Annotated in this window: 21 protein-coding genes; 15 read left to right on the top strand and 6 right to left on the bottom strand. The window is 47.8% G+C overall.

Features of this window, described 5'->3' with window-relative positions; genetic code table 11:
- Window positions 1–3 precede the first annotated feature (3 nt).
- The 4 genes from eno to dtd all read left to right on the top strand — a co-directional run bounded on the left by eno (window position 4) and on the right by dtd (window position 4,282).
- Complete coding sequence (gene eno, locus AB1552_05530) at window positions 4–1,278, top strand: phosphopyruvate hydratase (GenBank protein ID MEW6053240.1); 1,275 nt, start codon at window positions 4–6, stop codon at window positions 1,276–1,278.
- Window positions 1,278–1,604: a septum formation initiator family protein gene (locus AB1552_05525; GenBank protein MEW6053239.1), complete on the top strand. Its 327-nt coding sequence runs from the start codon at window positions 1,278–1,280 to the stop codon at window positions 1,602–1,604. Before eno ends, AB1552_05525 begins: the two co-directional genes overlap by 1 nt.
- Window positions 1,594–3,768, top strand: a complete 2,175-nt coding sequence (locus AB1552_05520; GenBank protein ID MEW6053238.1) for a glycoside hydrolase family 57 protein — start codon at window positions 1,594–1,596, stop codon at window positions 3,766–3,768. The genes AB1552_05525 and AB1552_05520 overlap by 11 nt, the downstream gene beginning before the upstream one ends.
- A 70-nt stretch (window positions 3,769–3,838) precedes the next feature.
- Window positions 3,839–4,282, top strand: coding sequence for a D-aminoacyl-tRNA deacylase (gene dtd / locus AB1552_05515; protein MEW6053237.1), 444 nt, complete (start codon window positions 3,839–3,841; stop codon window positions 4,280–4,282).
- Window positions 4,283–4,318: 36 nt separating this feature from the next.
- On the opposite strand, the gene AB1552_05510 is transcribed toward dtd, so the two are convergent.
- Window positions 4,319–5,650, bottom strand: a complete 1,332-nt coding sequence (locus tag AB1552_05510) for an amidohydrolase (GenBank protein MEW6053236.1) — start codon at window positions 5,648–5,650, stop codon at window positions 4,319–4,321.
- A 208-nt stretch (window positions 5,651–5,858) separates the two neighbouring features.
- On the opposite strand from AB1552_05510, the gene AB1552_05505 reads away from it, so the two are divergent.
- The 3 genes from AB1552_05505 (at window position 5,859) to AB1552_05495 (ending at window position 7,659) form a co-directional block, all read left to right on the top strand.
- On the top strand, window positions 5,859–6,329 hold the full coding sequence (locus tag AB1552_05505) for a hypothetical protein (GenBank protein MEW6053235.1): 471 nt from the start codon (window positions 5,859–5,861) through the stop codon (window positions 6,327–6,329).
- A 122-nt stretch (window positions 6,330–6,451) separates the two neighbouring features.
- Window positions 6,452–6,757: a helix-turn-helix domain-containing protein gene (locus AB1552_05500; protein ID MEW6053234.1), complete on the top strand. Its 306-nt coding sequence runs from the start codon at window positions 6,452–6,454 to the stop codon at window positions 6,755–6,757.
- A gap of 65 nt (window positions 6,758–6,822) precedes the next feature.
- Complete coding sequence (locus tag AB1552_05495; GenBank protein ID MEW6053233.1) at window positions 6,823–7,659, top strand: restriction endonuclease; 837 nt, start codon at window positions 6,823–6,825, stop codon at window positions 7,657–7,659.
- 46 nt (window positions 7,660–7,705) lie between these two features.
- Here AB1552_05495 and AB1552_05490 read toward each other — a convergent pair whose 3' ends face one another.
- Together AB1552_05490 and AB1552_05485 are read right to left on the bottom strand one after the other, a co-directional pair.
- Window positions 7,706–8,131, bottom strand: a complete 426-nt coding sequence (locus tag AB1552_05490; GenBank protein MEW6053232.1) for a DUF4019 domain-containing protein — start codon at window positions 8,129–8,131, stop codon at window positions 7,706–7,708.
- Complete coding sequence (locus tag AB1552_05485) at window positions 8,128–8,418, bottom strand: hypothetical protein (GenBank protein MEW6053231.1); 291 nt, start codon at window positions 8,416–8,418, stop codon at window positions 8,128–8,130. The genes AB1552_05490 and AB1552_05485 overlap by 4 nt, the downstream gene beginning before the upstream one ends.
- Window positions 8,419–8,454: 36 nt before the next feature.
- On the opposite strand from AB1552_05485, the gene AB1552_05480 reads away from it, so the two are divergent.
- Window positions 8,455–10,908 (top strand): hypothetical protein, encoded by a 2,454-nt coding sequence (locus AB1552_05480; GenBank protein ID MEW6053230.1) that lies wholly within the window; start codon window positions 8,455–8,457, stop codon window positions 10,906–10,908.
- 20 nt (window positions 10,909–10,928) lie between these two features.
- Here the strand turns inward: AB1552_05480 and AB1552_05475 are convergent, their stop codons facing one another.
- Together AB1552_05475 and AB1552_05470 are read right to left on the bottom strand one after the other, a co-directional pair.
- Entirely contained in the window at window positions 10,929–11,657 is a 729-nt protein-coding gene (locus AB1552_05475; GenBank protein ID MEW6053229.1) for a protein-L-isoaspartate(D-aspartate) O-methyltransferase, read from the bottom strand.
- Entirely contained in the window at window positions 11,654–12,025 is a 372-nt protein-coding gene (locus AB1552_05470) for a DUF1573 domain-containing protein (protein MEW6053228.1), read from the bottom strand. The genes AB1552_05475 and AB1552_05470 overlap by 4 nt, the downstream gene beginning before the upstream one ends.
- A 139-nt stretch (window positions 12,026–12,164) precedes the next feature.
- Between AB1552_05470 and uvrA the strand changes: the two genes are divergently transcribed.
- The 7 genes from uvrA (at window position 12,165) to AB1552_05435 (ending at window position 18,495) form a co-directional block, all read left to right on the top strand.
- The gene (gene uvrA / locus AB1552_05465; GenBank protein MEW6053227.1) at window positions 12,165–14,684 is read left to right on the top strand and encodes an excinuclease ABC subunit UvrA; all 2,520 of its coding nucleotides are present in this window, start codon (window positions 12,165–12,167) and stop codon (window positions 14,682–14,684) included.
- Window positions 14,685–14,841: 157 nt separating this feature from the next.
- Window positions 14,842–15,753, top strand: coding sequence for an FAD:protein FMN transferase (locus tag AB1552_05460; protein MEW6053226.1), 912 nt, complete (start codon window positions 14,842–14,844; stop codon window positions 15,751–15,753).
- Entirely contained in the window at window positions 15,731–16,120 is a 390-nt protein-coding gene (locus tag AB1552_05455) for a NusG domain II-containing protein (protein ID MEW6053225.1), read from the top strand. Before AB1552_05460 ends, AB1552_05455 begins: the two co-directional genes overlap by 23 nt.
- A complete protein-coding gene (locus AB1552_05450) occupies window positions 16,080–16,634 on the top strand; it encodes a Gx transporter family protein (GenBank protein ID MEW6053224.1) in 555 nt (184 codons plus the stop codon). Before AB1552_05455 ends, AB1552_05450 begins: the two co-directional genes overlap by 41 nt.
- An 89-nt stretch (window positions 16,635–16,723) precedes the next feature.
- Window positions 16,724–16,909 carry a DNA gyrase inhibitor YacG gene (locus tag AB1552_05445; GenBank protein MEW6053223.1) on the top strand — a complete coding sequence of 62 codons (186 nt, stop codon included), beginning with the start codon at window positions 16,724–16,726 and terminating at the stop codon, window positions 16,907–16,909.
- Window positions 16,910–17,015: 106 nt separating this feature from the next.
- Window positions 17,016–17,819, top strand: a complete 804-nt coding sequence (gene dapB / locus AB1552_05440; protein MEW6053222.1) for a 4-hydroxy-tetrahydrodipicolinate reductase — start codon at window positions 17,016–17,018, stop codon at window positions 17,817–17,819.
- Between the two features lie 220 nt (window positions 17,820–18,039).
- Entirely contained in the window at window positions 18,040–18,495 is a 456-nt protein-coding gene (locus tag AB1552_05435) for an SH3 domain-containing protein (GenBank protein ID MEW6053221.1), read from the top strand.
- 23 nt (window positions 18,496–18,518) lie between these two features.
- Here the strand turns inward: AB1552_05435 and AB1552_05430 are convergent, their stop codons facing one another.
- Entirely contained in the window at window positions 18,519–18,770 is a 252-nt protein-coding gene (locus AB1552_05430; GenBank protein MEW6053220.1) for a hypothetical protein, read from the bottom strand.
- Window positions 18,771–18,986 lie beyond the last annotated feature (216 nt).

Below are 18,986 nucleotides of genomic sequence, written 5' to 3'. Positions count from 1 at the left end.
CTGATGGGAGAGATAATCGACATCGCTGCAAGAGAGATCATTGATTCAAGGGGGAATCCGACAATCGAGGTTGATGTGCTCCTTGAGACCGGCGCGCTTGGCCACGCTGCTGTCCCGTCGGGAGCGTCAACAGGCCAGAGGGAAGCCCTCGAACTCAGGGATGGCGGAAGCCGTTTTCATGGCAAGGGTGTCCGGAACGCGGTCAGAAATATCCATGAAGAGATCATGCCGAAACTACTGGGACTTGAATCAGAAGATCAGGTGTATCTGGACAATCTTCTCATACGCCTTGATGGCACAGAGAACAAAAGCAGACTGGGAGCAAACGCGATACTCGGCGTTTCACTTGCCATTTGCAAAGCAACATCGCTTGAGGCAGGAATGCCTCTCTACAGATATATCGGCGGGTGCAATGCCAAGGAACTCCCCGTACCCATGATGAACATTCTTAACGGAGGAGCCCATGCTGACAACAATCTTGATATCCAGGAGTTCATGATCGTTCCCGCCGGCCTCGGGAATTTCGCCGAGGCACTCAGGGCTGGATCAGAGATTTTTCATTCCCTTAAGGGCATTCTCAAGAAAAAGGGGCTGAACACCGCTATCGGAGATGAAGGAGGTTTTGCCCCTGATCTTTCAACCCACGAAGAGGCAATATCCCTTATTCTGGAGGCAATTGAAAAATCAGGATACTCTTCCGGCAAGGACGTCTTCCTTGCGCTCGATGTCGCTGCATCCGAGTTTTTCGAAAACAATACGTACAGGTTTGAAGGCATTCACAAGTCGTCAGATGAGATGATCGCTTACTATGAGGATATCACGGCAAAATACCCTGTCCTTTCCATTGAAGACGGTCTTGCGGAAAACGACTGGGAGGGATGGAAAACGCTCACGCAGAAGCTGGGCAGAGGAATACAGCTTGTGGGAGATGACATTTTCGTAACCAATACACAGATATTGCGGAAAGGGATATCCGGAGGAATTGCAAATTCAATCCTTATCAAACTGAACCAGATCGGCACCCTTACCGAAACCCTGGATGCTATCGAAATGGCAAAAAAGGCAAATTATACGGCAGTGATTTCACACCGGTCGGGGGAAACCGAAGACACTACCATTGCTGACCTTGCTGTCGCATGCAATACAGGGTTCATCAAAACGGGGTCTCTGGCAAGAAGCGAACGCATCGCAAAATACAACAGGCTGCTGAGAATCGAAGAAGAGCTTGCGCATTCTGCGGTATACAAAGGAAGAGATTCTTTTTATAATGTAACATAATGGCTGCACCGGTCAATCTTTTAAGAAAACAGGTAGCTTCCGAGAGGAAAAAAAGGAAACTGATATTCTTCACGATCTTCCTTCTCAGTTTTCTCTATATCCTCAGCAGTCTTATCTTCGGCGATATGGGACTTCTCCGCTACCGTGAAATCCACAAGAAAAAAGTCCTTCTCGAAGCGCAGATCCAGGAGATAGAAAGTGAGAATGCACAGATCAAATCACATATAAAACTGCTGAAAGAAGACCCCTTTTACAAAGAAAAACACGCGCGTGAGGATTTCGGTCTCGCAAAACCGGACGAATACATCTTCCAGTATGAAAGATAGCCCGCTGCATATCGCCTTTCTCTGGCATATGCACCAGCCGTTCTATAAGGACCCGCAAACAGGTTCATACCGTCTTCCCTGGGTTCGGCTCCACGGGACAAAGGATTACCTCGACATGCTCAAAATCCAGCTTGAATTTCCTGAGATAAGGCAGACATTCAATTATACTCCGTCCCTTCTTGAACAGCTCATCGATTACACTCGCAATAACGCTCATGACCGCTATCTTGAACTGACTCTGAAAAATGCGTCTGATCTGGATACCGACGACAGAATCTTCCTGCTCGAAAATTTCTTTCTGGCAAATTGGGACAACATGATCAAACCGTTTGCACGGTACCATGAACTGCTTATGAAAAGAGGCATGCGCCTCATCAGAAGCGATCTTGCAAGGATGATCAATTACTTCAGCCGTAATGATTTTCTTGACCTTCAGGTACTCTTTAACCTTAGCTGGATCGACCCGCTATTCAGGCAACAGGATCCGTTCCTTGCGTCTCTTGTGGAAAAAGGAAAGGATTTCTCGGAGGAAGACAAGAATTTCCTCGTTTCGCGGCAGCTTGACATACTCAAACAGATCATTCCCGCATATGCAGAAGCTCTCGGAAAAGGACAGATAGAGCTTTCCGTCTCTCCCTTCTATCATCCGATTCTCCCGTTGCTGTGCGACACGAATTCTGCAAGGATCGCGCTGCCTGATATCAGGCTCCCTCAAAGAAGATTTGCCCATCCGGAAGATGCGCTGAAACAGATCAGGATGGGAATTGATTTTTTCGAAAAGACTTTCGGGGTCAGGCCTTCCGGCATGTGGCCGTCAGAGGGTTCAGTCAGTCCGGAGGTCCTGAAACTGGTTGCGCAGGAGGGAATACAGTGGATAGGAACCGATGAGGACATCCTGTCAATCTCACTTGAAAAACAGCTCAGGGATTCATCGAGGAATCTTCTGGCACCCGATATCCTTTACAAACCCTACCAGTATGAAGATGTTTCGGTCATATTCAGGGACCATGAACTATCGGATCTGATAGGATTTATGTATTCCAAATGGGACCCCAAAAAGGCGGCAGATGACCTCATCGCCAGGTTTCTTCGTATCCGCTCTTCTGTTGCCGACCACAAGCCTCACCTGGTTTCCGTTATTCTGGACGGAGAAAATGCATGGGAATACTACGGAAACGACGGCAGTGATTTTCTCAGACATCTCTATGAGGGACTTTCCCGTGAAAAGCATCTCAAAATGACCACGGTTTCGGAATTTCTCATGGAATTCGGGCCGGGAGACCCACTGCTTAAACTTCATACCGGTTCGTGGATTTACGCCAATTTCGGCATATGGATCGGTCATGAAGAAGACAATACCGCATGGGACTATCTGACCGAGACGAGACACGAACTGAGCGCATTTGAAAACGCGTATCCTGCAACAGATACTTCAGCCGCATGGAAGTCTCTCTATATCGCTGAGGGGAGTGACTGGAACTGGTGGTACGGAGATGAACACACCACGGAGACACAGAAGGATTTTGATGAGCTTTTCAGAATGAACCTGATGAATGTCTATACCGCGCTCGGAAAAGAAATACCTCCGCATCTCTTCATCCCGGTACTGCGAGAAGACAGGAGCGTCTCACCTTCTGTCGCGATCAGGGGTTTCATTGAACCAAGAATCGACGGGCTTGTGACAAGCTATTATGAATGGTATCAGGGGGCCCGTGTCGAGACAAGAAAGTCGGGAGGAAGCATGCACAAGTCAGAAAGCATCCTTTCGTTTCTCTATTACGGGTTTAACAAGGATACCCTGTTTTTGAGGCTCGACCCTGCAATCCCTTTTCATGAATTTCCTGACGGGACAAAGATATCGCTCCATCTGCTCAAGCAGTCACAGATGAAAATTGAAATTTCTTTCAAACCTAAACTCCGTGCAGAGTTCTTCCTGAAGACTGACGGTGAATGGCAAAAACGAAAGGACATTACCGATATTGCGGTTCAGGACGTCTTCGAGATAGGTATTCATTTCAGTGATCTTGACGCGCGGGAAAAAGAAGAAATAAGCCTCCATGTTTCAGTGACAAAAAATGGTGAAGAAATAGAGCGCTGTCCGTGGAGAGGACATATCACAATTCCTGTACCGACTTCTGATTTTGAAGCCATGCTGTGGTATTAACTATTCCTTGCCCCGCATGTAAGGATGGGAACTGCCTGTACACCATGGCAATAAGGGTAATTATTGTGCAATGAAGGCATTACTGCAACGTGTCTCTCACGCGAGGGTCGAGGTGAACGGCATTCCCGTTTCGGAGATCGGGAAAGGCATCCTGGTCTTTCTCGGAGTCGAAAAAGGCGATTCAGCATCAGAGATTGAGTATCTCGCAAAGAAAGTTTCCAATCTCAGGATTTTCGAGGACGGTCAGAAAAAAATGCACCTCTCAATTCGGGACATAAAAGGAGAATTGCTCGTAGTCTCCCAGTTTACCCTTGCTGCATATTGCCGGAAAGGCAACCGTCCTTCCTTTGACAATGCCGAGGACCCTGAGAAGGCAAAGGAACTCTACCTGAAATTCACCGAGAAGCTGAGGGCAGAGGGAATCAGAACCGCAACAGGTGATTTCGGGGCATTCATGCAGGTGCATCTGGTCAATGACGGACCGGTAACGATAATGCTGCATTCGGGAAAATAACCCGTCTTCCGGGAGTTTTCAGGAAAAGAAGATCCGCTATCGTCCATTGCTGATTTCCTTCGCAATCCAGTTGACTTCCTCCATCACTTCATCAATATCAATGGTGAGCAGTCTGCCTTTCTCCATCACCACTTTGCCGTTAATCACGGACATCTCAACATCGCTGCCCTTTGCAGCATAGACCATGTGCGATTCAGGATGATACATTGGCGTCAGATGCGGTTTGGCGGTGTTCATGACAATGATATCTGCTTTTTTCCCCGGTTCCAGAGAACCGGTTACCTCTTCCAGTCCGAGTGCTCTTGCGCCGTCTATGGTGGACATTCTCAGCACTGTTCGTGAGTTCATGACTGTGGGATCAGACGTATCCACTTTATGAAGCTTTGCAGCAGTATCCATTTCAAGGAACAGGTCAAGATTATTGTTGCTTGAGCATCCGTCAGTCCCAAGCCCTACACAAACGCCTTTTCTCAACAGGGCAGGAACCGGTGCAATGCCGGATGCAAGCTTCATATTGCTTTCCGGGTTATGGGAAACCTTAACCCCGTATGCATGCAAAAGAGAGATATCTGCATCGGTGAGAAAAACACAGTGGCAGGCCAGCAGATTGGGAGACAGTATGCCGAGATCTGCAAGGTATTGAACCGGGGTCTTTCCGTACCGTTCCTTCATAATGGAGATTTCGCTCATTGTCTCGGAAACATGCATGATGAGAGGGAGATTGTGTTCGTGCGCGATGGACGCAGCCGTCTGCAGCAGTTCAGGCGCGCACAGATAGGGCGAGTGCGGCTCAACTGCAATAACGATTAAGGGATCGCCTTTCCATCGTTCAATAAGCTGCCTGGTGAACGCAAATCCCTGTCCGATCGGACCATAGTGAGGTGAGGGAAAGTCATAGAGAACCTCTCCCACCACCGCCCTCATGCCTGCTTCACTCGCAGCATCTGCAACCGCGTCTTCAAAAAGGTACATGTCGCAAAAGCAGGTTGTTCCCGACAATATCATTTCCGCGCACGCCAGTTTTGTACCATACCCGACTTTACGGCGGTCGAGCCTGGCTTCGGCAGGAAATATATGATGATTCAGCCAATCCATGAGAGGAAGGTCGTCAGCAATCCCTCTGAACAGCGTCATTGCTGCATGGGTATGGGTGTTTATCAGTCCGGGCATGATGATTCCGCCACCCGCGTCAATAATGCGTGATGACGTCCATGCTCCCATGTCATCTGCATTTCCCACTGCGGCAATTGTATCCTTTTCTATGGCAACTGCGCCGTTTTCAATGATACGATTATCAGAATCCATGGTGAGGACCATTCCGTTAGTCAGAAGAATGTCCGCATGTCTGTCAGGCTTTTCTCTCTGCATCAGATACCTCCAGTCTGTCAGGTTGCTGCACTTCAGGGCAGGACGCTGTGTATCAAATCCTGAGGCTTACCATACATAATGGCTTAAACTGGAGTAAATTGCCACAATTTTTCATTCCCGGCACACAGTTTTTCCGGACTTGCAGCACGGAACGAATATCTCTAGATTAAGCACCTGATTTACTATATAATCCTAAATAAGGCCGAATATGGAAATACATACCCTGATAAAAGGATGCATCGCAATCGAAAGGGCAGCAGCTTCGATATACAGCAATTTCATGCGGGCGTTTCCTGAAGAGAAAGCCTTCTGGGAAGACTTGTACAATGATGAAATCGGTCATTCATCGTTTCTGGCTGATGCAGGGTCTCAGGGACTGTTCAACGGACTGAAGGTCCATGACCTTCCCGTAACCGTTCCGCTGATAGAAAAAACGTTACAATTTGCCGACAACATACACAGTCACGTCCAGTTCAATCCGGTCTCTTTCGAGGAAGCATGCAGGCTTGCGCTGAAACTCGAAGAGACCATGGTAGAAACGTTTACGAACGATGTAATAGCGCATCTGTCGGGCTCGCGTTCCAGTTCTTTCCTGAAGAGAATACTCGGCGAAGAAAAGGCGCATATTGAGAAAATAAGAGATATTATGATCAGCAAGGGATTTATGAAGCTGTCCTGATCATATGTGCCTCTCTGGGATTCGATCGCGGTCCTTATGCACATACATTCGAAATTGCATGACAATATCTGCTGATACCCGTTATCCGGATTATGATAATATGTGCATAATGGCGGAGCAGGATGAAAATTGAAATAGACATATCTCCCGAGATACTGGATATGATCGCTGATCGGGTGATCGAAAAACTGAAGCCGCTTCTTGCTGCTGAGGAGAAAGGAAAAACAGAAAAAGACGAGATATTCAACGTCAGAAGTCTGGCATACTATCTGAAGGTATCAACAAAATGGATTTACGATCTCACCCGATCAAATGAAATACCGCATGTCAAAATCAAGGGACAGCTCAGGTTCAGAAAGAGCGAAATTGATATCTGGTACCAGCAGCACAGCGTACTTCCGGAAAAACGGTTCTACAGCAGGAAATAACATGTATGAAGAAAAAAGTACCCGGATTCCGCGCATATGACTGCTTCATATGATAAAATCTACTCATGTCGTTACAGATCATTAAGGCATCAGGCAAATCCGAGGAATTCGACATCACAAAGCTCGTCGATTCCCTTGTCCGTTCAGGGGCATCCGAGAGCATTGCGCAGGAAATCGCTGAAAAGGTCGAAAATCAGCTGAGTCCTGCGTCCCATACCAAACATATCTTCAGGTTGGCAAAAAGACTCCTGAAACAGTACAACCGTGTCTCTGACATGAGGTATTCCATAAAAAAGGCGATCTATGCACTGGGTCCTTCAGGGTACCAGTTCGAGAAATATTTCGGCAGGATACTGAAGGAATACGGGTATTCCGTTGAGGTAAACCGCATACTCCGCGGATACTGTGTCTCACACGAAATTGATGTCCTTGCGGTGAAGGAAAACAGGGGTTTCGTCATCGAATGCAAGTATCGCAGCAACGGCGGCGTCCCGACCGATGTGAAAATCGCGCTCTATGTCAATTCGAGATTCAATGATATCAGAAAGGCGTATGAGTCATCTCCCGAGCAACGCCTCATCATCAAGGAGGGTTGGCTCGTAACCAATACCCGTTGCAGCAGCGATGCGATAAAATACGCTGAATGTGTGGGATTGAAAATAGTAAGCTGGAAATACCCTGAAAAAGAAAGCCTTGAGAAAATGATCGAAAACAGGAGGCTTTATCCGGTAACTATCCTCTCATCCATCAGAAAGAACTCGATTGAAACCCTTTTCCGGAACAATATCATCCTTGCCAAAGATATTGCTGATCTGGACGAAAAAGCCTTTTTGGGGAGAAGCGGAATTGACGCCGGAACCGCCCTGAACCTCAAGAGAGAAGCAGATGAACTCTGTGTGTAGGAAAAAAACCGTGTAATGTTATGCATATGATGCGTCTGAGGACGTTCTATTTAATGTAATACCCTGACACTCTCCATTTTCCATCCTTGTCCTTCATTGGAGTTACCGTTTCAACAGCTGACTTCTTGTTTTCAAATGAGGTCTCATATCGGAGAACGACGTATTCACCGTCAGGGGCTCCTGGAAGTTCGGTACTGTATTGGCTTGACACAAGTTTCCTTGCGAGGGTCCTGCCAAGGGGCTTTCTTGCTGAATTCAGCGACATTTTCCACTGTTCTCCCGGAACAGCCGATTTGAATAATTGCGCAGCAGTTTCCCAGCTTTCTCCGTATTTTCCTTCGTCCACCAGTTTCAGCCATCGCAGCGCGGTTTCCTGTGCATCTTTTTCCTTCTGTTCAGAGGACTGTGCAGTACATATCCCTGAAAAGGAACACAAAACCATTACGGCAATGATAACTGCTGCATACCTCATGATGAATTTTCCTCCTGTTTCTTCAGATTTCTCATGAGCCTCTCATATTTCTCGCTACCTAGACACTCTTTGGCCGCCGGACACCATTCAATGCATGTGGGGTTCATATCCCTTGCAATGGTCCTGCTGCATCCCTTGCATACAATTTCTGCCTCATCTGACCATATCTCCGAGATGGTATCACACCAGAAACAGGTAATTTCTTCCGGATACGGTGTTTTTATTTCCCTGCTGCCCGGGCAGCTTTCCCTGAAAGACATAATGTATTTTACTGCAACCGCAGGCAAAAAACTCTTTTCTTTTGGCTATAATCTTCCTAAGGGATGAACATATCAAAAAAAATATATTTCTCCGTGCTTGTCTGTTCTTTCTCGAGCCTTGCCTATGAAATAGCCCTTACACGGATTTTTTCCATTTCACTCTGGTATCACTTTGCTTTTATGGTCATCAGCATCGCGATGCTCGGTATCGGAGCCAGCGGTACAGCGCTCTCTCTGTATCCCGGACTGAAAAAACCATCCCGCATCGGTATCTATTGCCTTCTGCTCGGTATCGCCATAGCCATAAGCTACACTATCGCAAACCGTATACCGTTTGACCCTGTGAAGCTCATGTGGTCACGTTCCCATATTTTCTATGTTGCAGGGTACTACCTCATCCTGTCTGTCCCGTTTTTCTTCTCTGGTCTGGTCATCGCAACGGCCTTGTCATCTTTCAGCAGCAGAAGCAGCCTTCTTTACGGCGCCGACCTGCTTGGCGCAGGCATGGGGTGTCTCGGAATACTAGGCCTTCTCACGTTTTTCTCACCTGACCGGGTTGTCTTTCTCCTTGCTTCTGCAGCATTCATTGCAGCATTTCTCAACGGCGGCAAGTACCTGAAATGCATTTCGTCGCTGCTTGTCCCTGCATGCATTGTGGTTTTTGTTGTTTCTCCTTCTTTCACCGAAATAAGAATTTCCCCCTACAAGGGCCTTCAGCAGTCCCTGAGTCACCCCGGGGCCGAGCACCTCTCAACATATCTCAGTCCGTATTCCCGGATAGATGTATTCAGGAGTCCTGCAGCGCGTTTTGCGCCAGGCCTCAGTCTGCGATATCTGGGGACACTGCCGGAACAGCTTGGCGTTTCCTTCGACGGAGGGAACGTCACTGCAATAACAAAATACGACAATGAAGCCTCCCTTGAATTCCTGAAATATCTTCCTTCCTCCCTTCCTTATGCAATGAAGGGTCATGACTCTCCAGACCTTGCGGGAAACGAAAGACCGGGCGGTTCCTTCACAGGGAAAAAGGTGCTGATACTCGACTCGGGAGGAGGCCTGCAGGCGCTCGTTGCAGAATACTGGGGATACAAAGATGTGGTGAACACAGAAAGCAATGCGCTTTTTGCGGAAATCATCAGAAGGGATTTCGACAGATTTTCGGGCGGAATGCTGAAGGAACACATATGGACAGGGCTTGGAAGAGCATGGCTGAAGCAGGATGACCGTCTTTTCGATATTATCGATATCCCTCTTACCGGCACCTCCCCTTCAGGGGCTTTCGGCATCTCTGAGGATTACCGTTTCACGGTTGAGGCATTCAGGGAATATCTGTCTCATCTCACCCGCGACGGGGTGTTGAGCATCAGTCTGTTCATAATACCGCCACCCCGCACGGAGCTGAGACTGGTAAACACTGCAGTCAGAGCAATGGAAGAACTCGGTCAGAAAGACAGTAATAAGCACGTTGCAGCCATCCGAAGCTGGGGAAGCATATGCATTCTGATTAAGAACTCAGCATTCTCACGCGCAGATATCCTGAAACTGAAGAGATTCTCAGAGGAAAGAAGGTTCGATCTTGTCTATTATCCCGGCATTTCCGAGGAAGAGACGAACATCTACGTGAAGATGCCGGATGATTCTTACTCCTCCGCCTTCATGAACCTCCTTGATCAGGATACCCGCACGAAGTTTGCCAGATCCTATATATTTGAGGTATCCCCTGTGTACGATGACAGTCCTTTTTTCAATTATTATCTGAGACTCGATAAATTCAGGGAGATCTACCATGCCATGGGGGGGAAATGGCAATTCTTTGTTGAGGAAGGATATATTCTTCCCGTTGTCTTCATTCAGGTACTGTTGCTAAGCTTTGTGCTGATTCTATTGCCCGTGTTTTCGTTAAAATACAGAAACGGAAACACACTGACTCACCCGAATAAAGGCAGGATTGAAGGATTCTCTGACGGTGTATTTTTTCTTCCCTATTTCGGACTTCTCGGCATAGGGTTCATGTTTATTGAAATATCATTGATACAAAAAATGATATTGCCGCTTGAGTATCCCCCGTATGCAGCCGCAACTGTTCTCACCTCGATACTGATCAGTTCGGGCACAGGAAGCCTCCTGAGCCATAAAATTCCTGAAATGAGACGTCCTTCCACCCTCATCGCAATTCCGGTCATAGCCGTCATTTACAGCCTGGCGCTGCCCGCATTATCCGACAGCATTCTCCCGTATCCGGTTATAGTCAAGGTTTTCCTGGTATTTCTTCTGTTAATGCCTCCGGGGATGCTGATGGGGATACCTTTTCCTGCAGGCCTTCATATCCTCGGGAAGAGAAACGAATACCTGATCCCTTGGGCATGGGCCATAAACGGATGCCTCTCGGTGCTTGCGCCGATTCTTACGATTCTGCTGGCAATTGAAGCAGGGTTTAAAATCGTCATCCTGACAGGGGCCTTGTCATATGCAGCTGCATTTCTTATGCTGAGGATGTTTCTGAAAAAAACCGGCTGATGTCTGTGAGAAATGTTCCGTTATCTCCTCTTTGCAACCTCCCCTGTCATTGGGACAAACGCAACTGGGCCCATCTGTTCCAATACAAGTTCGCCTTTTTTCTTCCTCGCGATCGTCAGAGTCTGATAATATACCGTACTTCCGAGAGGGAGAATAAGCGTTCCGCCTTCCTTCAGCTGCCTGATCAGCGGCGGCGGTATGTGGTTTGCTGCAGCAGTGATGATAATCGCATCGTAGGGCGCATATTCTTCCCATCCGAAATAGCCGTCAGCATGTTTCACTTTTACATTCAGATAGCCGATATCCCTGAGCAGTTTTGTTGCCGACCGGGCAAGAGATCCCCGTATTTCGATGCTGAATACCTCTTTTGCCAGTACCGCAAGCACCGCTGCCTGATAGCCTGAGCCAGTGCCTATTTCTAGTATCCTGTCATCCTTTTTTACCTGAAGCGCCTCTGTCATCAGGGCTACCACATACGGCTGTGATATCGTCTGCCCCTCACCGATCGGGAGCGGGTGATCCGCATAAGCCTTCTGCCTGAGTTTCTCAGGTACGAAAAGGTGACGTGGCACTTTTTCCATGGCTTCAAGAACCTTTTGATCCTTTATCCCCCTGCCTCCGATGTCATTCCTTATCATGGCGCGGCGACTGGACAGGTAGGGGTCGGATTTGGTCAATGCACTGAGAAACGGACAGCACACAACGGCGAGCACAAGGACAAGAAAAAAAGATACAGTGTAACGTTTCACTGCCTTATGAACGCTTTGAGCAGCAGTGAAACAGAAGGCCTCAGGGGGTCGTTCGAAAAAACCCGGATACTCTTTGATACAGAACCGGCTCTTCCGACTGTGTCAAGCTTTGCAGCAATCTGTCCCTTTTCCCCAGGGGTAAGCCGGCCTGAACTGGCCACGGCAGCGGTACACCCTCAGGAAGGAATTATTTTATCGATAATGAGGTCCTGATCCCCGGAGTTCGAAAAAACATAAATATGTTCTATTGCACTCCCGGCCTCGACTGTTCCCGCATCGAACACTTCTTCTTCGAAGACGATTGAAGGCTGAGCATAGCACAATGCCGGAAAAAGCACGAGGAATATCACCGCAACTGCTTTTTTCATAAAATATATTACAACATTCTCCGTTCAAAATACTAATTCACTCGGCTCGAAAAAAGATTGCACATATGTCAACATGCGGCTTCTCTCACAGAGACGAAATGCCCGGAACTGCGTGTATGTTATACTGAAAAGATAATCTATGCAGGATTCTATCGTCATTAAGGGCGCAAGGGAACACAATCTCAAGAATATCGATCTCTCCATCCCCCGGGAGACCCTCACGGTCATCACCGGGCCTTCCGGCTCCGGAAAATCCTCCCTCGCTATTGATACCATATATGCTGAAGGACAGAGACGTTATGTTGAAAGCCTCTCTGCCTATGCCAGACAGTTCATTGAACAGCTTCGCAAACCCGACGTTGATTATATCGAAGGCCTTTCCCCCTCTATTTCCATCGATCAGAAGACTGTGAACAAAAGCCCACGGTCGACCGTGGGAACCATAACAGAAATCTACGATTATATGCGCGTCCTTTTTACACGTATAGGGAAGCAGTATTGCTATAATTGCGGTTCCGTCATTACCAAGCAGGACTCCGAGAGCATTCTTGCGTCGGTAATGTCCCTTCCTGAAGGGAGCAGGATACAGATACTTGCTTCTGTCGTGCGGGAACGAAAAGGTGAATATAAAAAGGAATTGCAGGAGATGCGCCGTGAAGGCTTCATAAGGGCAAGAATAGACGGCGAGATAGTCGATCTGACCCAGGATATCGTCCTGAGCAAACACAAACGTCATACGATCGAGATTGTTATCGACAGGCTTATCATAAAACCGGGCATTGAACGTCAGATCAGGGAAGCTATTCAGACTGCTCTGGGGTATTCAGAGATAGTCGTAATCAATCTTCTGGCGGGAAACAGGGATATCATGTTTTCGAAAGCCTCGGTCTGTGCTCAATGCGGAATCAGCTATCCGGAGATTACTCCTATGTTTTTCTCATTCAACAGCAGGCAGGGAGCCTGCCCGCACTGCAACGGGCTTGGACTCGAAAATATCGAGGAGAATTCCACAGAACTCGAAGAATACAGATACTGCAGGGCATGTAACGGCCTCAGGCTGCGGAAAGAGGCATTAAGCATCAGGATTCAGGACATGAATATCGGTGAATTCGCGGCACAGTCCGTGAAAGATGCACGTGTCTTTATTCATACTCTCGACCTGACTGAAAGAGAACAGACAATAGCATCACGCGTTCTCAGAGAAGTCAAGGACAGGCTCAGTTTCATTGAAAAAGTCGGCCTTGGTTATCTCACGCTGGACAGGTCCTCTCTTACGCTTTCAGGCGGTGAAGCACAGCGAATCAGGCTTGCCACACAACTCGGGTCCTCCCTGACCGGGGTTCTCTATATTCTTGATGAACCGAGCATTGGGATGCATCCGAGAGACTGTATCAAGCTTCTTGAAAGTCTGTCGTCGATAAGGGACGAGGGCAACACTGTCATAGTGGTTGAGCACGACGAAGATACGATACGATGGGCTGACCATATTATTGACATGGGACCCGGTGCCGGACTCCGTGGAGGATGGGTCATCGCCTCAGGCAGCCCTCAGGAGATCGAGAATAATGAACGTTCCATTACAGGGCAATATCTGAGCGGAGCAGCATCAATACTGATTTCTTCCCTTCGGAGAACTCACGCAGATTCTCTGAAAATCACCGGAGCCCGGGAATTCAATCTCAAGAATATTGATGTATCTATCCCGCTCGGTATCTTCACCTGTGTTACAGGCGTCTCAGGTTCAGGCAAAAGCACCCTTGTATACGAAATACTGTACAAGGCACTTTGCAGGGAACTCTATAAAAGCAGCGTATCTCCGGGCAGGCACCAGGAAATGACCGGAATGCGCAAGATAGACCGCGTTATAAGCGTCGATCAGTCCCCGCTGGGGAAAACACCGAGATCCAACCCTGCAACATACACGGGAATATTCTCTCTGATCAGGGAGCTGTTTGCACAGGTTCCTGACGCAAAAATTCGTGGGTATTCTCCCTCCCGCTTCAGTTTCAATCTCCCGGGAGGCAGGTGTGACGCATGCGGGGGAGACGGGCTCGTTAAGGTTGAAATGCATTTCCTTCCGGACGTCTATATCCCTTGTGAAACGTGCAAGGGAAAACGTTACAACAAAGAAACTCTCGACATCAGCTTCAGGCGCAGAAATATTGCAGAAGTGCTTGATATGACTATCTCAGAGGCACTCGAGTTTTTCTCGTCTTTCCCTTCGATACGGCAAAAACTGGAAGTGCTTGAAGATGTGGGGCTCGGATATCTGCAGCTCGGTCAGCCGGCGTCAACCCTTTCCGGCGGGGAGGCACAGCGCGTGAGACTCTCAAAGGAACTCGGGAAAAAGTCCACCGGCAGAACACTCTATATTCTCGATGAACCCACTACCGGACTTCATTTTGTTGACATACAGAAACTGCTCAACGTCATAAACAGTCTTGTTGATGCCGGCAATACAGTCATCATCATAGAACACAATCTTGATGTGATAAAATCAGCCGATCATATCATCGACCTTGGACCTGAAGGTGGTGACGAAGGGGGAAGAGTGATTGCCGAAGGAACACCCGAAGAAATCATCGCGAATACGGATTCCCATACCGGACGTTTCCTCAGGAACAAGTTTTTAAGACATATTCCGGTGAGGGCAGTGTAGTCACATGTTCAGTCGTAGTACCGGGAATTCCAGAGCTTTTTCCTTCAGTTCTCCTCCTTTCCTTTATTGTCATCTTGCTGTTCTTTCTTTTCTCCTTTTGTCTACAGCCGCATGTACACAACATGAAGAAAGGATTTTCAGAAAAACCCGTATCCTCATGGATACTGTCGTGACGGTCTCGGTCGTATCAGACTCTCCCGATGACGCTGACAAGGCGATTGAAGCCGCATTTGACAGAATTGAATCCCTTGAGAAAATGCTGAGTCTCTATCTGCCCGAGAGTGAAATCTCGCATATCAACAAAGATGCAGGGAAATCCCCTGTGAGGGTATCCGCCGATGTCTTTGAGTTGCTCAGCAAGGCAGTCTATGTATCTGAAATGACCGGGGGAGCATTCGATGCAACAATTGGTGCTGTATCGGTGCTTTATGATTTTCACAGCAGTACCATGCCACCTGAAGAGGCAATAACGAAGAATCTTGTTTTGGTCAATTACCGCGATATGATACTTGACAAGTCGGCATCAACGGTATTATTGAGAAAAAAGGGAATGCTCGTTGACTCAGGCGGAATTGCAAAAGGGTTTGCAGCGGACAAGGCAGTCGATGTTCTGAAAAAACGCGGGATACAATCCGGACTGGTATCTGTTGCAGGTGACATAAGGACGTTCGGGCTTAAGCCTGACGGGAAGCCCTGGAGAATCGGCATCAGAAACCCCAGAGCCGCAGAGAACCGGGATGAAATTATAGGCGCTATCGAGCTCCGGGATACTGCAATATCAACCTCCGGGGACTATGAGCGCTTCTTTATGCTGGAAGGTCAGAGATATCATCATCTGCTGAATCCCGAAACAGGGTATCCTGCGCAGGGATGCCGGAGTGTCAGTGTCATAGCAGGTGAAACTGCGTTCAGTGACGCATTCGCTACCGGAGCGTTTATTCTCGGCCCCCAAAAAGGCCTACGGCTCCTTCAGAAAATGGGCTTTGAAGGAATTATCATCGACAGCAACGGAGCAATGTCCATGACCGATGGCCTCAGAGGAAAGATTGAGCATAAAACATCTGATTAGCAGCACTACGGCTGCCGATAAGATCCTTTTCGCTGTCCTTATGCTTCTTTCACTTTCGGGCATGATCTTTATGCATGAGCCGCTTTCAAGGAATGCCACAGTGGAGATTGAAGTAAACGGTAAACCGGGTTACCTTCTGCCTTTCGAAAAAAACACTCTTGTATCTGTCCATGGTCCCGAAGGCATCACAGTCGTCCAGATAAAAGACGGAAGAGTGCGGTTCACAGAATCCCCCTGCCGAAACAAGCTCTGTGTGAGGCAGGGGTGGTTCAGCAGCGGGTCAGTGGTCTGCCTTCCCAACAAAGTGGTAGTAACGGTAGAAAGACATGAAAGACATCCCACACAGGTTGATGCAATCACCGGGTAACTACCGTATAGCAATCCTCTCCGCGTTTGCCCTGGGACTGCACGGGGTCGAGAGCATTCTGCCTACACCGTTTCCATGGCTGAGACTGGGACTTGCAAATATCATTACTCTTATCACACTTCTTCTCTACGGCATGCGTGCTGCAGTCATGGTTACCCTTATACGGGTCATCCTTGGTTCGTTATTTGCCGGAACTTTTCTTGGTCCTGCCTTTGTGCTGAGTATCTCCGGCGGTCTCGCAAGCACTGCAGCCATGGGATTCACGCTGTCAATGGCACCAGGCATTTTCAGTACAGTAGGCCTGAGCATCATCGGGGCTTTCTTTCATAATGCCATCCAGCTTTTCCTGGCATACTTTCTTTTCATCCAGAATATGGAAGCACTTCTCTTCATAGCCCCTCTGATCATCCTGATAGGAACCCTCACAGGTACAGTAAACGGCATTGTCTCCGACACACTGTTATCAAACTTGAAAAAATATGCACAAAAGTCTCAGAATGTGTCGGAAGCTTAGGGTTCAATTTCCCCCTGCGGTTTATACACGCGGAAACTTCATAGCGGGAAACAGGATGAACAGAATAATGCAACACACACGGTGAGCCAATGCAAATAGCCTGTCCTGTCTGCAAAAACAAGACTACATGGGAGGAAAACCCCTGGAAGCCTTTCTGTTCTGAAAGGTGCAAATTGCTTGACCTTGGCAAATGGATATCAGAAGAGTATAAAATAGAAGGCAAAGAAACTTCTGGCAGTAATCAGAATACAGAAATTGAAGAGAAGAAAAAATAACAATTTGCAGTAGAGCTGATTGCAGGACACCTTGATATCGGAAGGACGAGGGCTGCTTTGCCCTTTTTTATTCTATTGCGTTGTGATCTGAAGGAAGGAGGACGCTATGGTCAGGATAGCAGTAGCAGGAGCAGCCGGAAGAATGGGAAGCAGGATAACCGCACTTTCCGGAGAATACGATGGACTTCAGTTGTCAGGTGCATTTGAGAGAAAAGGCCACAAGGATATCGGGAAAGATGTAGGAACACTCGTCGGCATAGGGGATACCGGGATTAAACTCTCAGAAGGTGCAGAATCGGTCATCGACAACGTCGATCTGATCATCTCGTTTACCACGGTGGAAGCATCTCTCGAACATCTGCATCTTGCATCCTCAAAAGGCAAGGCAATGGTGATAGGCACTACCGGCTTTACCAGGGAACATATGAAAGAAGTCAGTGAACTTACAAAAAACATCCCCTGTGTGATGGCCTCGAACATGAGCACAGGCGTAAATCTCCTTCTGAAAGTACTTCAGGATGTCGCACGCGTGCTCGGTTCCGGCTACGATATCGAGATTATCGAGGCACATCACAGGATGAAGAAAGATGCGCCCAGCGGTACCGCGCTCAAGATGGCTCAGTCAATCGCTGAAGCACTGAATCGGAATCTCGATGATGTTGCAGTATATTCGCGAAAAGGTATTATCGGAGAGAGAACAGACAGGGAGATAGGAATTCAGACTATCCGGGCAGGAGATATCGTTGGAGAGCATACAGTCATCTTCGGCGGCCTTGGGGAACGGATCGAGATCACACATAAGGCATCAAGCAGGGACACCTTTGCAAGAGGAGCATTGAGAGCAGCTCTGTGGGTAAGAAACAAACCCGCAGGTCTGTATGATATGCAGGATGTGCTGGGACTGAAATAAAGGGGTTCCTCGCTTTTCTGCCTTGAAGGGATTAGTCCTGCCGAGAAATGCCGTATGGCATCTTTCATGCTTATGCTGCTTCAGATGTGCATAAGCATGAATTTTCCGGCTTTGTCATTTCGGCAGGAATCGTCCTTTTCGGCTGTTTATAGTGATATGGCATAAAAGCAATCTCTTTACAACAGGGAGATACCGTCAGACACTTTCAAAGGAGGCTGTAATGATACAAAAAACGCTTGCACGCGTATGTCTTCTCCTTTTTCTCGTATTCACGTTCGAATGCGCACACGCGCTCTGCGTAAAGGTACCGAAGGCAAACGTGCGCTCCGGACCTGGCACCGGGTATGAAATCATCTGGGAGGTTTACAAGTACATGCCTTTCAGAAAAATGGGTGTTTCACTTTCCGGAGACTGGTATGCAGTAGGAGATGTCGATGGTGACGTGAACTGGATACACCGTTCGCTTCTTACCGGCAGCTATGATTGCGCTGTGGTGAAAACAGCCCAAGTGAATATAAGAAGCGGACCCGGTACAAACTATTCCAAAGCTTCATTCAGCCCTGCAAAACAGTATCATACCTTCAAAGTCCTCAAGAAAAAAGGGAAATGGTACAAATTGAGAGACGAGTGGGGAGATACAGGATGGATACACAAAAACTTCCTGTGGATTAACTGAAAGGGGCTGCAGGCTCACGCATATTATCCATTCTTGGGCACGTTGCCTGATGTCTTCAGTTCTTCTATCTTGGCAAAGCAGTGCCTGAGCGCCTGAACCATCTCATCGGTCAACTTCTGAAGCGCATCCATTCTGTGCATCGACTTAAGGATAAGATCGCTCATTTCAGTATCTGACTGTGAAGCATCGAGCAATTCCAACGCCCCCTTAACTGCAATCAGGTGTTCTTTCAGTTCATCCGATATAGTCTGCAATTTCTTATTGCCTTCTGACATTGCCCGTCCTCTCCTTAATATTTTCTCCTGTTACGCCCATTCTGTCAAGCGAGGATTCATTCCTATCACAAAAAACCTCCCCTGAAGACCTAGCCCAGATAATTCATAAATATTTTGAAAAAAGATAGCCAATAATCCTGAGAGCTTTGGTATCATTGAGTTTGCGAAGGCTCAAAACCAAAGAAAGGATGATTGGCTATATGACAGAGTGTATCA

The organism is Nitrospirota bacterium (assembly GCA_040754395.1).
Taxonomy (GTDB): domain Bacteria; phylum Nitrospirota; class Thermodesulfovibrionia; order Thermodesulfovibrionales; family SM23-35; genus JBFMCL01.
This window is presented reverse-complemented; position numbering and strand designations above follow the sequence as displayed.

What these genes read in the sequence shown, in the direction of transcription:
- AB1552_05510 (MEW6053236.1), bottom strand. Translation starts at nt 5,650, where the DNA reads ATGCAGAGAGAAAAGCCTGACAGACATGCGGACATTCTTCTGACTAAC.
- AB1552_05460 (MEW6053226.1), top strand. Translation starts at nt 14,842, where the DNA reads ATGGATACTGTCGTGACGGTCTCGGTCGTATCAGACTCTCCCGATGAC.
- dtd (MEW6053237.1), top strand. Translation starts at nt 3,839, where the DNA reads ATGAAGGCATTACTGCAACGTGTCTCTCACGCGAGGGTCGAGGTGAAC.
- AB1552_05430 (MEW6053220.1), bottom strand. Translation starts at nt 18,770, where the DNA reads ATGTCAGAAGGCAATAAGAAATTGCAGACTATATCGGATGAACTGAAA.
- AB1552_05450 (MEW6053224.1), top strand. Translation starts at nt 16,080, where the DNA reads ATGAAAGACATCCCACACAGGTTGATGCAATCACCGGGTAACTACCGT.
- AB1552_05495 (MEW6053233.1), top strand. Translation starts at nt 6,823, where the DNA reads ATGTCGTTACAGATCATTAAGGCATCAGGCAAATCCGAGGAATTCGAC.
- AB1552_05505 (MEW6053235.1), top strand. Translation starts at nt 5,859, where the DNA reads ATGGAAATACATACCCTGATAAAAGGATGCATCGCAATCGAAAGGGCA.
- uvrA (MEW6053227.1), top strand. Translation starts at nt 12,165, where the DNA reads ATGCAGGATTCTATCGTCATTAAGGGCGCAAGGGAACACAATCTCAAG.
- AB1552_05445 (MEW6053223.1), top strand. Translation starts at nt 16,724, where the DNA reads ATGCAAATAGCCTGTCCTGTCTGCAAAAACAAGACTACATGGGAGGAA.
- AB1552_05490 (MEW6053232.1), bottom strand. Translation starts at nt 8,131, where the DNA reads ATGAGGTATGCAGCAGTTATCATTGCCGTAATGGTTTTGTGTTCCTTT.
- AB1552_05525 (MEW6053239.1), top strand. Translation starts at nt 1,278, where the DNA reads ATGGCTGCACCGGTCAATCTTTTAAGAAAACAGGTAGCTTCCGAGAGG.
- AB1552_05435 (MEW6053221.1), top strand. Translation starts at nt 18,040, where the DNA reads ATGATACAAAAAACGCTTGCACGCGTATGTCTTCTCCTTTTTCTCGTA.
- eno (MEW6053240.1), top strand. Translation starts at nt 4, where the DNA reads ATGGGAGAGATAATCGACATCGCTGCAAGAGAGATCATTGATTCAAGG.
- AB1552_05480 (MEW6053230.1), top strand. Translation starts at nt 8,455, where the DNA reads ATGAACATATCAAAAAAAATATATTTCTCCGTGCTTGTCTGTTCTTTC.
- dapB (MEW6053222.1), top strand. Translation starts at nt 17,016, where the DNA reads ATGGTCAGGATAGCAGTAGCAGGAGCAGCCGGAAGAATGGGAAGCAGG.
- AB1552_05500 (MEW6053234.1), top strand. Translation starts at nt 6,452, where the DNA reads ATGAAAATTGAAATAGACATATCTCCCGAGATACTGGATATGATCGCT.
- AB1552_05520 (MEW6053238.1), top strand. Translation starts at nt 1,594, where the DNA reads ATGAAAGATAGCCCGCTGCATATCGCCTTTCTCTGGCATATGCACCAG.